This window comes from Streptomyces pseudogriseolus, assembly GCA_002154585.1.
Lineage (GTDB): Bacteria > Actinomycetota > Actinomycetes > Streptomycetales > Streptomycetaceae > Streptomyces > Streptomyces pseudogriseolus.
This window is the reverse complement of the sequence record MUNG01000289.1, coordinates 1-13,127: the sequence shown is the minus strand read 5'-3', so window position 1 is coordinate 13,127 and position 13,127 is coordinate 1. Positions and strand designations below refer to the sequence as shown.

16 protein-coding genes are annotated in these 13,127 nt (G+C 71.4%); 9 read left to right on the top strand and 7 right to left on the bottom strand.

Translation table 11 applies throughout. From position 1 onward, the window contains the following. Positions 1–194 precede the first annotated feature (194 nt). Complete coding sequence (locus CCN29_RS23825) at positions 195–1,067, top strand: DUF4097 family beta strand repeat-containing protein (RefSeq protein ID WP_006136244.1); 873 nt, start codon at positions 195–197, stop codon at positions 1,065–1,067. A gap of 1 nt (position 1,068) precedes the next feature. Beyond that, the gene (locus CCN29_RS23820) at positions 1,069–2,148 is read left to right on the top strand and encodes a PadR family transcriptional regulator (RefSeq protein ID WP_006136245.1); all 1,080 of its coding nucleotides are present in this window, start codon (positions 1,069–1,071) and stop codon (positions 2,146–2,148) included. A gap of 12 nt (positions 2,149–2,160) precedes the next feature. Here CCN29_RS23820 and CCN29_RS23815 read toward each other — a convergent pair whose 3' ends face one another. The 4 genes from CCN29_RS23815 to CCN29_RS23800 form a co-directional block, all read right to left on the bottom strand. Continuing rightward, positions 2,161–2,721, bottom strand: a complete 561-nt coding sequence (locus tag CCN29_RS23815) for a Clp protease N-terminal domain-containing protein (RefSeq protein WP_006136246.1) — start codon at positions 2,719–2,721, stop codon at positions 2,161–2,163. Then, the gene (locus CCN29_RS23810; protein WP_006136247.1) at positions 2,721–2,930 is read right to left on the bottom strand and encodes an HTH domain-containing protein; all 210 of its coding nucleotides are present in this window, start codon (positions 2,928–2,930) and stop codon (positions 2,721–2,723) included. The genes CCN29_RS23815 and CCN29_RS23810 overlap by 1 nt, the downstream gene beginning before the upstream one ends. Before the next feature lie 148 nt (positions 2,931–3,078). Continuing rightward, positions 3,079–4,044 (bottom strand): zinc-binding dehydrogenase, encoded by a 966-nt coding sequence (locus CCN29_RS23805; RefSeq protein WP_086684376.1) that lies wholly within the window; start codon positions 4,042–4,044, stop codon positions 3,079–3,081. 161 nt (positions 4,045–4,205) lie between these two features. Next, the gene (locus CCN29_RS23800) at positions 4,206–5,441 is read right to left on the bottom strand and encodes an NAD(P)-dependent malic enzyme (RefSeq protein WP_006136249.1); all 1,236 of its coding nucleotides are present in this window, start codon (positions 5,439–5,441) and stop codon (positions 4,206–4,208) included. Positions 5,442–6,022: 581 nt separating this feature from the next. On the opposite strand from CCN29_RS23800, the gene CCN29_RS23790 reads away from it, so the two are divergent. The 3 genes from CCN29_RS23790 to CCN29_RS23780 are packed head-to-tail and all read left to right on the top strand — an operon-like array spanning position 6,023 to position 8,740. Next, a complete protein-coding gene (locus CCN29_RS23790; RefSeq protein WP_086684373.1) occupies positions 6,023–6,979 on the top strand; it encodes an ABC transporter substrate-binding protein in 957 nt (318 codons plus the stop codon). 31 nt (positions 6,980–7,010) lie between these two features. After that, a complete protein-coding gene (locus CCN29_RS23785) occupies positions 7,011–7,982 on the top strand; it encodes an amino acid ABC transporter permease (protein ID WP_086684370.1) in 972 nt (323 codons plus the stop codon). Then, positions 7,979–8,740, top strand: coding sequence for an amino acid ABC transporter ATP-binding protein (locus tag CCN29_RS23780; RefSeq protein WP_086684367.1), 762 nt, complete (start codon positions 7,979–7,981; stop codon positions 8,738–8,740). The genes CCN29_RS23785 and CCN29_RS23780 overlap by 4 nt, the downstream gene beginning before the upstream one ends. 81 nt (positions 8,741–8,821) lie before the next feature. On the opposite strand, the gene CCN29_RS23775 is transcribed toward CCN29_RS23780, so the two are convergent. After that, positions 8,822–9,592 (bottom strand): class I SAM-dependent methyltransferase, encoded by a 771-nt coding sequence (locus CCN29_RS23775; protein ID WP_086684364.1) that lies wholly within the window; start codon positions 9,590–9,592, stop codon positions 8,822–8,824. 99 nt (positions 9,593–9,691) lie between these two features. On the opposite strand from CCN29_RS23775, the gene CCN29_RS23770 reads away from it, so the two are divergent. After that, positions 9,692–10,342, top strand: coding sequence for a CGNR zinc finger domain-containing protein (locus tag CCN29_RS23770; RefSeq protein WP_006136254.1), 651 nt, complete (start codon positions 9,692–9,694; stop codon positions 10,340–10,342). On the opposite strand, the gene sodX is transcribed toward CCN29_RS23770, so the two are convergent. Then, positions 10,225–10,659, bottom strand: coding sequence for a nickel-type superoxide dismutase maturation protease (gene sodX, locus CCN29_RS23765; RefSeq protein ID WP_006136255.1), 435 nt, complete (start codon positions 10,657–10,659; stop codon positions 10,225–10,227). The genes CCN29_RS23770 and sodX overlap by 118 nt on opposite strands. A gap of 146 nt (positions 10,660–10,805) precedes the next feature. On the opposite strand from sodX, the gene sodN reads away from it, so the two are divergent. From sodN to CCN29_RS23750, 3 genes are all read left to right on the top strand, one after another. Beyond that, positions 10,806–11,201, top strand: coding sequence for a superoxide dismutase, Ni (gene sodN, locus CCN29_RS23760; RefSeq protein ID WP_086684361.1), 396 nt, complete (start codon positions 10,806–10,808; stop codon positions 11,199–11,201). A gap of 146 nt (positions 11,202–11,347) precedes the next feature. Beyond that, entirely contained in the window at positions 11,348–11,773 is a 426-nt protein-coding gene (locus CCN29_RS23755) for a helix-turn-helix domain-containing protein (RefSeq protein WP_006136257.1), read from the top strand. A 19-nt stretch (positions 11,774–11,792) separates the two neighbouring features. Then, positions 11,793–12,218, top strand: a complete 426-nt coding sequence (locus CCN29_RS23750; RefSeq protein WP_086684379.1) for a VOC family protein — start codon at positions 11,793–11,795, stop codon at positions 12,216–12,218. A 237-nt stretch (positions 12,219–12,455) separates the two neighbouring features. Here the strand turns inward: CCN29_RS23750 and CCN29_RS23745 are convergent, their stop codons facing one another. Next, entirely contained in the window at positions 12,456–13,079 is a 624-nt protein-coding gene (locus CCN29_RS23745; RefSeq protein WP_006136259.1) for a GNAT family N-acetyltransferase, read from the bottom strand. Positions 13,080–13,127 lie beyond the last annotated feature (48 nt).

Below are 13,127 nucleotides of genomic sequence, written 5' to 3'. Positions count from 1 at the left end.
AACGCCGGGCTGCGCAACACCCCCCGCCCAGCTGCAACACGCAGTTCTCCATATCGCACCCCAAGGCACCGTTCACCTCACCCGAACGAGTGCCTTGACTTTCGCGCGCCGCGATATATCGTGAATCGAGTAATACGCGATATGACGCAACCGCGCGCCCACACCCGGGAGCACCGCCGATCAGGAGGCCGTCCATGCCCGAGTGGTCCGTCCAGGACAAAACCACCCTCACCTTCGACGCCCCCCTGACCCACCTCCACGTCCGCATCGTCAACGGCACGGTGAACATCGTGGGCACGGACGACCCCGAGGCCCACCTCCAGGTCTCCGACGTGGAAGGCCCACCCCTCGTCGTGACCCACGAGGACGGCGTCCTCACCGTCGCCTACGAGGACCTCCCCTGGAAGGGCTTCCTCAAGTGGCTGGACCGCAAGGGCTGGCGCCGCAGCGCGGTGGTCTCCCTCGCCGTCCCGGCGCGGACCCGCGTGGAGGTCGGCGTGGTCGGCGCCGGCGCCGTCGTCTCCGGCATCCGGGGCCCCGCCGCGGTGAAGGGCGTCGCGGGCGACACCACCCTGGTCGCCCTCTCGGGCCCGGTGCGCGCGGACACCGTCTCCGGCAGCGTGGAGGCCCAGTCGGTGACCGGCGACCTGCACTTCGCCTCCGTCTCCGGCGACCTCACCGTCGTCGAGGGCTCGGGCCCCTCCGTCCGGGCGGACACGGTCAGCGGTTCGATGATCGTGGACCTGGACCCGGAGGGCCCCACGGACGTCAGGCTGACCAGCGTCTCGGGCGAGATCGCGGTCCGGCTGCCCGACCCGGCGGACGCCGAGGTGGAGGCCAACACGGCGAGCGGCGCGATCTCCAACGCCTTCGACAGCCTGCGGGTGCAGGGGATGTGGGGCGCCCACAAGCTCACCGGCCGCCTCGGCGCGGGCAGCGGCAGGCTGCGGGCCACCACCGTCTCCGGCTCCATCGCCCTGCTGCGCCGCCCGCCCCGCGAGGACGAGCCGGACCCGTGGGGCGGCCCGGGAGACAATGCCGGTACGACCGACAAGAAGGTGCTCTGACATGCCCCCCGTCTTCGCCCACGGACGCCTCCGCCTCTATCTGCTGAAGCTGCTCGACGAGGCCCCCCGGCACGGCTACGAGGTGATCCGCCTCCTCGAGGAGCGCTTCCAGGGGCTGTACGCGCCGTCCGCGGGCACGGTCTACCCCCGTCTCGCCAAGCTGGAGGCGGAAGGGCTGGTCACCCACACCACCGAGGGCGGGCGCAAGGTCTACTCGATCACCGACGCCGGCCGCGCCGAGCTGGCCGACCGCAGCGGCGAGCTGGCCGACCTGGAGCTGGAGATCCGCGAGTCGGTGGCCGAGCTGGCCGCCGAGATACGGGCCGACGTCAGCGGCGCGGCGGGCGACCTGCGCCGCGAGATGCGCGCCGCGGCCGGCAAGGCACGGCAGTCGCGGGGCGGCGGCACGTCCGGCGGCAAGGACGCCCCCTTCGGCGACTTCGACCTCGGCGACTTCTCGATGTTCGGCGACAAGGAGTCCTGGCGCGCCGCCAAGGAGGAGATGCGCCGCGCCAAGCAGGAGTGGAAGGAGCAGGCCCGCCGCGCCAAGGACGAGAGCCGCCGCTCCCGCGAGGAGGCCCAGCGCGCCCGCCGCCAGGCCAAGGAGGCCCAGGACCGGGCGCAGGAGCAGGTGCAGCGCATCATGCGGCAGGTCCAGGAACAGGTGCAGGGCCACTTCGCCCGCGGCGACTGGCCGTCCGGACTGCGGGAAGGTCTGGGTGAGCTGGTCAAGGAGATGGGCGAGTTCGGCAAGGACTTCGGCTTCGGCCGCCCGGCGGGCCCGGCGGGCTCCGCGGGCTCCGCGGGCTCCGCGGAGGAGCCGGAGTTCCGTCCGTCGTACTCCTCGACCCCCGAGGACTTCCCTGCCGCCTACGCCCCCGCCTGGGGCCATGAGAGCGCCGCGGAGTCCACGGGCGACCCGGCGCGTGACCTGGAGCGGCTGCTGGATCGCTTCCGGGACGACGTCCGGGACGCCGCGCGGGACCACGGGGTCACCGAGGAGCAGCTGCGCGACACCCGCCGGCACCTGTCGGAGGCCGCGGCCCGCATCGGGGCGATACTGCGGACGCCCAAGCGCTGAGGGCCGGGACCGTCAGCCCGCCTTGGCCTCGCCGTCGCCGTGGAGCACGCGGGTGACCGACGCGTGGGTCACCCCGTGGTCGGCGAGGACCTCGGCGGGCACGCCGGGGCGGGCGGTGAGGGCGAGCAGCAGATGCTCGTCGCCGATGTGGCGGTCGCCGCGGGCGGTGGCGGTGCGCAGCGCCCCGGTCAGGACGTCCTTGGCGGCCCGGTCGAAGGGGCGGTGTCCCCGCCACCGGGTGCGGGGCCGCTCCCCGGAGAGGGCTCCGGGGCCGTGCGTCTCCTCCACCCGGGCGACGATCTCCGGGACGTCGATGCCCAGTCCGGCCAGGGCGTCGGTCTCGGCCTGGGTGAGTCCGCCCCGCCGCCGTGCCCGCTCCAGGGCCTCGCGTACCGGCGCGCGCCGGTCGTCGAGCCCGAGGGCGGTCAGGGCGAAGGAGGCGCGGCTGCCCTCCCGGCCGAGCAGGGCGAGGAGCAGATGCTCCGCGCCGACGCGGGCCGCGTCCGTTCGTTCGGCCTGGGCGACGGCGTCCTTGACCACGTCCCGGGCGTCCTTGGTGAACCGTTCGAACATCAATGCCTCCCGTGCTTCTTGTGGACGGCCTGCCTGCTGACCCCTAGTTCGGTGGCGATCTCCTGCCACGACCAGCCGTGGTTGCGCGCGTTGCGCACCTGTACGGCCTCCAGCTGCTCTAGCAGCTTGCGCAGCGCGGCGACCGCCCGCAGGCCGACCCGCGGGTCGCGATCGCCCGCCCGTTCGGCGAGATCGGTTGCCTCAGTCATGATGTCAACTTACGTTGACACGCCTGTACTGTCAATCTCAATTGACACGACTGCGCCCCGGCACGACCGCCCCGGACACACGTGCGGCCGGCCCGGAGCACCGGACCGGCCGCACAAGAGCCGTGTAAGCGGGGAGGGAGAGCCCTCGTCAGGGGTTGGTGAGCACGATCTTCCCGAACAGCTCGCCGGACGCCATCCGCTCGAAGCCCTCGCGGGCCCGGTCCAGCGGCAGCACGTCGTCGATCACGGGCCGCACCCCGGTCGCGGCGCAGAAGGACAGCAGGTCCTCCAGCTCGTCCTTGGTGCCCATCGTGGAGCCGACGATCCTCAGCTCCAGGAAGAAGACCCGGGTCAGCTCGGCGTGCGAGGGCCGGTCGCCGCTGGTGGCGCCGGAGATCACCAGCGTGCCGCCGGGCCGCAGCGACTTCACCGAGTGGGACCAGGTGGCCGCGCCCACGGTCTCGATCACCGCGTCGACCCGCTGCGGCAGCCGCGCGCCGGGCTCCACGGCCTCCACGGCGCCCAGCTCCAGCGCCCGCTTGCGCTTGGCCTCGTCCCGGCTGGTGGCGAAGACCCGCAGTCCCGCCGCCTTGCCGAGCACGATCGCGGCGGTCGCGACCCCGCCGCCGGCGCCCTGCACCAGCACGGAGTCACCCGGCCGCACGCCGGCGTTGGTGAACAGCATCCGGTAGGCGGTCAGCCAGGCCGTGGGCAGGCAGGCCGCCTCCTCGAAGGACAGCTCCTTGGGCTTGGGCAGGATGTTCCAGGCGGGCACGGAGACCTGCTCGGCGAAGGTGCCCTGGTAGCGCTCGGTCAGGATGGAGCGGGGCTCCTTGGGCCCCACGCCGTGACCGGTCTGGCCGATCACCGAGTGCAGGACGACCTCGTTGCCGTCCTCGTCGATCCCGGCCGCGTCGCAGCCCAGGATCATCGGCAGCTTGTCCTCCGCGAGGCCGACGCCGCGCAGGGACCAGAGGTCGTGGTGGTTGAGGGAGGCGGCCTTGACCGTGACGGTGCTCCAGCCCGGCCGGGAGTCGGGAGCTGGTCGCTCTCCCGACTCCAGTCCGGTGAGCGGCTGGTCGCGGTCGATTCGGGCGGCGTAGACGGCGAACATGACCTTGACGATAGGTTCCGCGCCCCGCCGAAGGAACCGTGCCCGGCTGTGACACACGCCCTCTTGCGCCGGACCGGGACCGACCGGGCCGTCCCGGGCGCGTCCGCGGACACGCGAGGGCCCCGTCCACAGCGCGGACGGGGCCCCTCACACGGGTGCGCTCAGCGCCGGGCGACGCCCTCCGCCCGGGCGGCCGCGGCCACGGCCGCCGTCACCGCGGGGGCGACCCGCTCGTCGAACGGGGACGGGATGACGTAGTCGGCGGCGAGATCGTCGCCCACCACCGACGCCAGCGCCTCGGCCGCCGCCAGCTTCATGCCCTCGGTGATCCGGGAGGCCCGCACCTGGAGCGCGCCGGCGAAGATGCCGGGGAACGCCAGGACGTTGTTGATCTGGTTCGGGAAGTCGGACCGGCCGGTGGCGACGACGGCCGCGTACTTGTGCGCGACCTCCGGGTGCACCTCCGGCGTCGGGTTGGCCATGGCGAAGACGAAGGCGCCCTCCGCCATCGACGCCACCGCGGACTCGGGCACCGTGCCGCCGGAGACGCCGATGAAGACGTCGGCGCCCGCCAGCGCGGACTCCAGCGGGCCGGAGATGCCGGCCTTGTTGGTGAACGACGCCAGCTCCGCCTTGATCGGCGTGAGGTCCTGGCGGTCCCGCGAGACCACGCCCTTGCGGTCGGCCACCGCGACGTCCCCGATGCCGGCCTCGACCAGCATCTTGGCGATCGCGACACCCGCCGCGCCCGCACCGGAGATCACCGCCCGCAGCTCGCCCAGCGGACGCCCGCTGAGCCGCGCCGCGTTCCGCAGCGCCGCGAGCGTCACGACGGCCGTGCCGTGCTGGTCGTCGTGGAAGACCGGGATGTCCAGGCGCTCCTGAAGCCGCCGCTCGATCTCGAAGCACCGCGGCGCCGAGATGTCCTCCAGGTTCACACCGCCGAAGGACGGGGCGAGCCGGACCACGGTCTCGACGATCTCGTCGACGTCGGTGCAGCTCAGCGCGAGGGGGACGGCGTCCACACCGCCGAACTGCTTGAAGAGGATGGCCTTGCCCTCCATCACCGGGAGGGAGGCCTCGGGCCCGATGTCACCGAGCCCCAGCACGGCCGTGCCGTCGGTCACGACGGCGACGACCGAGGACTTCCACGTGTAGTCGTGGACCAGCTCCGGCTGCTCGGCGATCGCGCTGCACACCTTCGCGACGCCGGGCGTGTACGCCAGGGACAGGTCGTCCTTGTCGCGGACCGGCACGGTGGCCTGCACGGCCATCTTGCCGCCGCGGTGCAGCGCGAACGCCGGGTCGAAGGACTCCAGGGGCGCTGCCCCGCCGCCCTGCTCGGAAGCGTCCCGGTTCTCGCTGTCGCTGCGAGGATTGACAATCTCCGCTGCCACTTGGTTTTACCCCTTAAGTGTTCATTGTTTGAGGGTTGCCACTCCTGGTGAGGGGTGGGCGGGACCGCGCCGGGCCCGGAGGGGTTACTGCGTACGGGCCGAACGCGACGGGCGCGCCGCACACGCGCCCTGAGCCCCGGATGAGGGGTGTAAAGAACCTTCTTACCGGACGGATGCGGTCGGCGACGAGTCCATAACGCGAAGGTCACATGCCGACGCCATGAAGCATCGTCCGATATCAGGACAAGACCTGGACGAAGTCCCAGCAAGCCCGCAAGTACCCCGTGGACTCGGCGGGTCGCCCGCGCAACAGGCGTATCGACGGAGATCTTGCGGCCGGAATAGAGGATTCCCGAAGAGTCTGCGGTCGCGATGGACCCAAGTGGTCGGGTTCGGCGACTCGCCGTTATCCGATTTTGACATCGCAAGCACCCTGAACGGGCCAATCCGAATGGCAAGATGCCGTAATCACACGAGGTCGCGGCACTCGAAGGTGTGTGCGCCCGTCGACCCCGCGGCGATGCCGACAGGCCATCGCCGGCCCCATCGGCAACTCCACCCATCCGCCGGAGGAACCCACCATGACCGCAAGCACCACCCGTCGTACCACCGCCGCGCGCTCACGGATTGCAGCGGTCGGCGCGATCGCGGTCGCAGGCGCACTGCTTCTCACCGGCTGCGGTGACCAGACCGGGAGCGGCGGCGACTCGGGCGAGGGTAAGTCCAACTCCGCCCCGCTGTTCGACAAGCTGCCCCAGGAGATCCAGGACGCCGGTGTCCTGAAGGCGGGCACCAATGCCGAGTACGCCCCGATGGAGTTCCAGGAGGGCGGCAAGATCGTCGGTGTCGACCCCGACATCGCCGCCGCGCTGGGCGAGAAGCTGGGTGTGAAGGTCCAGTTCACCTCCGGCAGCTTCGACGGTCTGATCACCGCGCTGAACTCGGGCCGCTACGACATCGCGATGTCGTCCATCACGGACAACAAGCAGCGTCAGGAGGGCCTGGACGACAAGGGCAAGAAGCTCGGCCCGGGTGTCGACTTCGTCGACTACTTCGTGGCCGGCACCGCCGTGTACGTCCAGAAGGGCAACCCGAAGGGGATCAACTCCATCGAGGACCTGTGCGGCCGGCCGGCCGCCGTGCAGCGCGGCACGACGTACGAGAAGGCGCTGCAGGACCAGTCCAAGAAGTGCACGGACGCCGGCAAGAAGGCCGTCAAGATCCAGTCGTTCGAGAACGACACCGAGGCCCAGACCCGTGTGAAGTCGGGCGGCGCGGTCGCCGGTGTGAACGACTACCCGGTCGCCGTCGACCTGGCCCGCAAGGCCGACAACGGCAACGCCTTCGAGGTCATCGGCGAGCAGGTGGACGCCGGTCCGTTCGGCATCGCCGTCAACAAGGACAACAAGGAGCTCACCGAGGCTCTGGAGGCGGCCGTCAACGCGATCATCGAGGACGGCACCTACAAGAAGATCCTCGAGAAGTGGGGCGCCGAGACGGGCGCCATCGACAAGGCCGTGGTCAACGGCGGCAAGTGACGGTCCCGGGCACGACTGAAGGGCAGTCACAGTGAGCGACAAATTCGACAAGGAGACGGCCGGCGCCCGACCGGCGGCCACCGTCTCCAAGGACGACGGGCCCGCCCCCGGGGCGCCCGCGGCGATCAAGGCCATCCCGGTCCGCCACTACGGCCGCTGGGTCAGCGCCGTCGTCGTACTGGGCCTGGTGGCCCTCCTCGTCAACGCCTTCGCCACCGCGGAGAAGATCCAGTGGCAGGCCGTCGGCGACTACGTCTTCGACAGCACCGTCCTGGCCGGCGCCGGCCGCACCCTCTTGATCAGCATCCTGGCCATGGTCATGGGTGTGGTCCTCGGTGTGGTCCTCGCCGTGATGCGGCTGTCGAAGAACCCGGTGACCAGCTGGGTGGCGTGGGTCTACATCTGGTTCTTCCGCGGCACGCCGGTGTACGTGCAGCTCCTGCTGTGGTTCAACCTGGCGCTGATCTTCCCGGTGCTCAATCTCGGCCCGATCTACAAGGACGAGATGGTCGACGTCATGACGCCGTTCATGGCGGCCCTGCTCGGCCTCGGCCTGAACGAGGCGGCGTACATGGCGGAGATCTGCCGCGCCGGCCTCCAGTCCGTCGACGAGGGCCAGACCGAGGCGGCGCACGCGCTGGGCATGAGCCACGGCAAGACGCTGCGGCGCATCGTGATCCCGCAGGCGATGCGGGTGATCGTGCCGCCGACCGGCAACGAGTTCATCAACATGTTGAAGACCTCGTCGCTGGTGTACGCGGTGACGTACAACGAACTGCTGCGCGCCACCTCGACGATCGGCTCCACGTCGTACGCCGTCATGGAGATGCTGTTCGTGGCGTGCATCTGGTACCTGGTCATCACCAGCGTGTTCAGCGTCGGCCAGTACTACCTGGAGCGCCGTTTCGCGCGCGGCTCGTCCCGGAACCTGCCCGCGACCCCGTGGCAGAAAGTCAAGGCCAACATGACGGCCTTCAGCCGCGAGAGGAGCAGCACGGTATGACGGCCATGGTGAAGGCCGAGGGCGTCCACAAGTCCTTCGGCGGTGTGCAGGTCCTCAAGGGCATCGACCTGGAGGTGAGGACCGGCGAGGTGTTCTGCCTCATCGGCCCCTCCGGCTCGGGCAAGTCGACCTTCCTGCGGTGCATCAACCACCTGGAGAAGATCAACGCCGGCCGGCTGTACGTCGACGGCGACCTGGTGGGCTACCGCCAGAAGGGTGACAAGCTCTACGAGCTGAAGGACAGCGAGGTCGCCCAGCAGCGCCGGGACATCGGCATGGTCTTCCAGCGCTTCAACCTGTTCCCGCACATGACGGCCGTCGAGAACGTCATGGAGGCGCCGGTCCAGGTCAAGGGCGTCAGCCGGTCCGCGGCCCGGCAGCGGGCGCTGGAGCTGCTGGACCGGGTGGGTCTGGCCGACAAGGCCGGGAACTACCCCTCCCAGCTCTCCGGCGGCCAGCAGCAGCGGGTGGCGATCGCGCGTGCGCTGGCCATGGACCCCAAGCTGATGCTGTTCGACGAGCCGACCTCGGCGCTCGACCCGGAGCTGGTCGGTGACGTCCTCGACGTCATGCGCGACCTGGCCGAGTCGGGCATGACGATGATCGTCGTCACGCACGAGATGGGCTTCGCGCGCGAGGTGGGCGACAGCCTGGTGTTCATGGACGGCGGCGTGGTGGTCGAGTCCGGCCACCCCCGGGACGTGCTGACCAACCCGCAGCACGAGCGCACCCAGTCGTTCCTGTCGAAGGTGCTCTGACCTCGGCGCCCGCGCACGGCGAAGGGGCGGTACGGGACCCCCGTACCGCCCCTTCCGTCTGCTCCCTGCGCGCGGGGCGCGTTACTTGAGGGCCAGCAGCAGGGTGTCCGACGGGGAGCACCAGACCGGGCGGGCCTCGGCGAAGCCGGCCTCGCGGAGCGTGCGCGCGTGCCAGGCCGGGGAGGGCATGTCGCCGTCGGCGTGCTCGCCGTAGATCTCGAAGCGGCGGGCGGTGGGCCCGGCGAGGACGGGGTCCTTCGCGGCGAGCTGCCACCAGTCGGCCCAGTCGAGGGCGCCCTCGGCCCTGGCCTGATCCATGCGGGCGTGGCGCTGTGCGCGCTCGGCCGCGTTGATCCGGGGCGTGGTCTCGTCGATCATGTGGTCCGCGTTCATGAAGACGCCGCCGTCGCGGACCAGGCCCGCGAGGTGCCCGTAGAGGTCCGCGAGGGGTTCCCGGTGCAGCCAGTGCAGGGCGGTGGCGGTGAGCACGGCGTCGTAGGAGTCGTGCGGGAGCCGCGAGACCCAGCCGGGGTCCTTCAGGTCGGCGGTGACGAAGGTGACCCGCTCGTCGCCGGCGAAGGTGCCCTCGGCGATGGCGAGCAGCGCCGGGTCGAGGTCGACGCCGGTGCTGGTGGCGGCCGGGAGGCGGGCGAGCAGCCGGGCGGTGATGCTGCCGGTGCCGCAGGCCAGGTCCAGGACGCGCGGGGCGGGGCCGACGAGGGCCTCGACCATGTCGAGCATGACCCGGAAGCGTTCCTCCCGGTCGGGCATGTACCACTCCTGCTGGCGGTCCCAGCTGTCCTGCCAGGCCTGCCAGTCGGTACCGGCGGTGGTGATGTGCGAGTCCGTCATGGGCCCTCCCTGGCACTGCACTCCGTAATACCCTGGACGTACGATCGTCTGTTACCCGACCGCACGCACGACCATAGAGCCCCTGCGTAAGGATTCCAAGTGGAACTGGCCTATTACTCGGACTACGCCGTCCGTCTCGTGAACACCGAGGAGCCGGTCCGGGGCACGGACACGCTCACCTCGGTCGAGGCGGTGCGTGACCTGTTCGGCGGCAACCGGTCGGCCGCCCGGCGGGCCACCGAGGCGGACGTCACGCGGTTCCGCTCGGTCCGGGCCAGGCTCCGGTCGGTCTTCGAGGCGGCGGACGACGGCGACGAGACCCTCGCCGTCGACCTGCTGAACTCCCTGCTGCTGGAGTTCCCGGTGAGCCCGCAGATCTCCGGGCACGACTTCCGCGACGACGACGGCCGCCCGCTGTGGCACATGCACCTGGCCGACCATCCGTCCAACGCGACCGCCGGGTACGCCGCGACCGCCGCGATGGGCCTGGCCTTCCACCTCACCGAGTACGGCGTGGACCGCCTCGGGCTGTGCGAGGCCGCGCCCTGCCGCAACGCCTACCTGGACACCTCGACCAACCGCTCGCGCCGCTACTGCTCGGACCGCTGCGCCACCCGTGCGAACGTGGCCGCCTACCGGGCCCGCAAACGCCTGGAGGCGGACCGGTCGGACAGCACCGGCCGGGCCGCGGTCAGCAGCCAGACCAGCAGCGCGAGCGGCGACCGCCGGGCGGCGGGGCGCGGCCGGTAGCGGAAGCGCACCCGGCCCAGCACCAGCTCGTCGGGGACGACGCCGTAGTCGGTGCTGTCGCCGCCGGCGAACGCGTTGTCCCCGAGCACCCACCAGCCGCCGTCGCGCCGCTCGGCCGCCCGCTTGACGACCAGCAGGTCCTGCTGGAACGGATGGCGCAGCACGATCACGTCACCGCGTCCGACCCGCGCCCCGTAGTGGACCAGGAGCCGGTCCCCGTGGCGCAGAGTGGGCACCATCGACGGACCGGTCACCTCGGCCACCCCGAAGGGGAGCGGCGCCCTCACCCGCTCGGCGTCCTGCGACAGCTCCGGCATCTCCCGGCACCTCCCCGGTTCTTCCTCCACCAGTCTCAGTCTGACCCCGGACTTTTGTCCTAAGCCCACGGGGGCACTCGCGAAAACCCGTCCGTCACGGAGTAATGTCCCCTGTGAGAAGACGATCACGAGGAAGGAAACGCTTCATGCTTTCCCGCCTGTTTGCCCCCAGGGTCAAGGTCAGCGCGCACTGCGACCTCCCCTGCGGTGTGTACGACCCGGCCCAGGCCCGCATCGAGGCGGAGTCGGTCAAGGCCGTCCAGGAGAAGATGGCCGGCAACGACGACCCGCACTTCCAGGCGCGTGCCACGGCCATCAAGGAGCAGCGCGCCGAGCTGGCCAAGCACCACGTCTCGGTGCTGTGGAGCGACTACTTCAAGCCGCCGCACTTCGAGAAGTACCCGGAGCTGCACCAGCTGGTCAACGACACCCTGAAGGCCCTCTCGGCCGCCAAGGCGTCGACCGACCCGGCCACCGGCCAGAAGGCGCTGGACTACATCGCCCAGATCGACAAGATCTTCTGGGAGACCAAGAAGGCCTGACCCGGCCGCACGCTTCCGGCGGCCGGCGGTCGGTGCACCATCGCGGGTCCCGGGGCACTTGTCCGAAGGGGGCCCGTCGCTTCACGCGGCGGGTCCCCTTCGGTGTTCCCCGGCGCCGTTCGCGGGGCCCGTGGGATGCTGGGCGCATGGAGCTGGAGGATCTGGTGCGGCTGCGGCGGGCGCGGGACCGGATGGACCGGGAGTACGCCGAGCCGCTCGACATCGCGGAGCTGGCGCGGACGGCGCTGATGTCGCCCGGCCACTTCCAGCGCAGCTTCCGGGCCGCGTACGGGCAGACGCCGTACGCGTACCTGATGACGCGGCGGATCGAGCGGGCCAAGGCGCTGCTGCGCAAGGGCGACCTTTCGGTGACCGAGGTGTGCCTGGCGGTCGGCTGTACGTCGCTGGGGTCGTTCAGCTCGCGGTTCACCGAGCTGGTCGGGGAGACGCCGAGCGCGTACCGCGCCCGGTCGCACGAGGCGAGCGCGGTCATCCCGCCGTGCGTCGTGCGGACCTACACCCGGCCGGTGCGGACGCCCCGGCGGCGGGTCGACCCGAGCGGGAACTTCTGACGTGGACGGCGGGATCGGTATGGACAGGACGACGGACGTACGGCTCGCGCAGTGCTTCATCGCGGTCGACGACCACGACAAGGCGCTGGCCTTCTACTGCGACGTACTGGGCTTCGAGGTGCGCAACGACGTGGGGTTCGAGGGGATGCGCTGGGTGACCGTCGGCTCCCCCGACCAGGACGTGGAGATCGTCCTGGAGCCGCCCGCCGCGAGCCCGGACGCCTCCCCCGCCGACAAGCAGGCGATGGCCGAGCTGCTCGCCAAGGGCATGCTGCGCGGGGTCAACTTCACCACCACCGACTGCGACGCCCTCTTCGAGCGGGTGCGGGCCGCGGGCGCCGACGTGCTCCAGGAGCCGGTGGACCAGCCGTACGGGATGCGGGACTGCGCGTTCCGCGACCCGGCCGGCAACATGGTGCGCTTCCTGGAGCGTCCGGCGGACTGAGCGCCGGCCGGCTCCGTACGGCCGCCTCCACCCGGCGCGGTGACGCGACGGTCGGACCGTGGTGTTCGACGACCGCGATGTCCCCGTGCGCCGGCCCGTCGGCGCCCCGTTACGGCCCATCCCCCGTTCCGCTCGTCCTCCGTAGCGGGGCCAGTGAAGCGGGGCGCGCGAGGCGCCGTACAGGGCCGAACGTCCCTCTGCGGCGGGGTGCGCCCCTGAGGGGTGAGGGGCTGCCGGTCAGCTCGGGGAGTTCCCGGTGCGGGGTTCGCGCCACATCGGGTACATCAGCGGGCCGTCCGGGAGGCGCAGCGGCTCGCCGAGGTGCTCGAAGCCGAGGCGGCGGTACAGGACGGCGCTGCGCTCGCTGCTCGCCTCCAGGTACGCGGCACGGCCCTCGCGGTCGCAGCGGTCGAGGGCGGAGCCGATCAGCGCGGTGCCCAGCCCCTCGCCCTGCCGGCCGGGGGCGACGCCGATCATCCACAGGTACTCGTGGGCGCGGCTCTGGGGGTGGATGCCCGCGGTGAGGCGGCCGATCAGCTCCACCCGCTCGTTGTCCGCGTCGACGGCCCGGCGCAGCTCGGCGAACTCGTCCTCGCCCTCGGCCGCCCCGCCGTGGCCGGGGTCATCCGCGGGCACGGACAACCACAGGGCGCACGCCGAGCCGTCCTCGACGAGGTCGACGCGCCCGTCGGCGAGGGTGGCGTCGGTGAAGGCGGCCATGAGGCGGTGGTGCGTCGCACGGCGGTACTCCGCGCCGGGGAACACCCAGCCGCTGACCGGATCGTCCTGGAACGCCTCGTCCAGCAGCCGGACCACCAGGTCCCGGTCGTCCTCGCCGGCCGTCCGGATCGCCACGCCCATGTCCGCCCCTCCGCCTCAACCGTCCTGTCATGTACGGGGGTTGAGACT

Excerpts from the sequence above, each read along its gene's own strand:
- CCN29_RS23805 (WP_086684376.1), bottom strand. The coding sequence starts at position 4,044 with ATGTTCGCCGTCTACGCCGCCCGAATCGACCGCGACCAGCCGCTCACC.
- sodN (WP_086684361.1), top strand. The coding sequence starts at position 10,806 with ATGCTTTCCCGCCTGTTTGCCCCCAGGGTCAAGGTCAGCGCGCACTGC.
- CCN29_RS23750 (WP_086684379.1), top strand. The coding sequence starts at position 11,793 with ATGGACAGGACGACGGACGTACGGCTCGCGCAGTGCTTCATCGCGGTC.
- CCN29_RS23745 (WP_006136259.1), bottom strand. The coding sequence starts at position 13,079 with ATGGGCGTGGCGATCCGGACGGCCGGCGAGGACGACCGGGACCTGGTG.
- CCN29_RS23810 (WP_006136247.1), bottom strand. The coding sequence starts at position 2,930 with ATGACTGAGGCAACCGATCTCGCCGAACGGGCGGGCGATCGCGACCCG.
- CCN29_RS23820 (WP_006136245.1), top strand. The coding sequence starts at position 1,069 with ATGCCCCCCGTCTTCGCCCACGGACGCCTCCGCCTCTATCTGCTGAAG.
- CCN29_RS23775 (WP_086684364.1), bottom strand. The coding sequence starts at position 9,592 with ATGACGGACTCGCACATCACCACCGCCGGTACCGACTGGCAGGCCTGG.
- CCN29_RS23780 (WP_086684367.1), top strand. The coding sequence starts at position 7,979 with ATGACGGCCATGGTGAAGGCCGAGGGCGTCCACAAGTCCTTCGGCGGT.
- CCN29_RS23790 (WP_086684373.1), top strand. The coding sequence starts at position 6,023 with ATGACCGCAAGCACCACCCGTCGTACCACCGCCGCGCGCTCACGGATT.
- CCN29_RS23815 (WP_006136246.1), bottom strand. The coding sequence starts at position 2,721 with ATGTTCGAACGGTTCACCAAGGACGCCCGGGACGTGGTCAAGGACGCC.
- sodX (WP_006136255.1), bottom strand. The coding sequence starts at position 10,659 with ATGCCGGAGCTGTCGCAGGACGCCGAGCGGGTGAGGGCGCCGCTCCCC.
- CCN29_RS23755 (WP_006136257.1), top strand. The coding sequence starts at position 11,348 with ATGGAGCTGGAGGATCTGGTGCGGCTGCGGCGGGCGCGGGACCGGATG.
- CCN29_RS23825 (WP_006136244.1), top strand. The coding sequence starts at position 195 with ATGCCCGAGTGGTCCGTCCAGGACAAAACCACCCTCACCTTCGACGCC.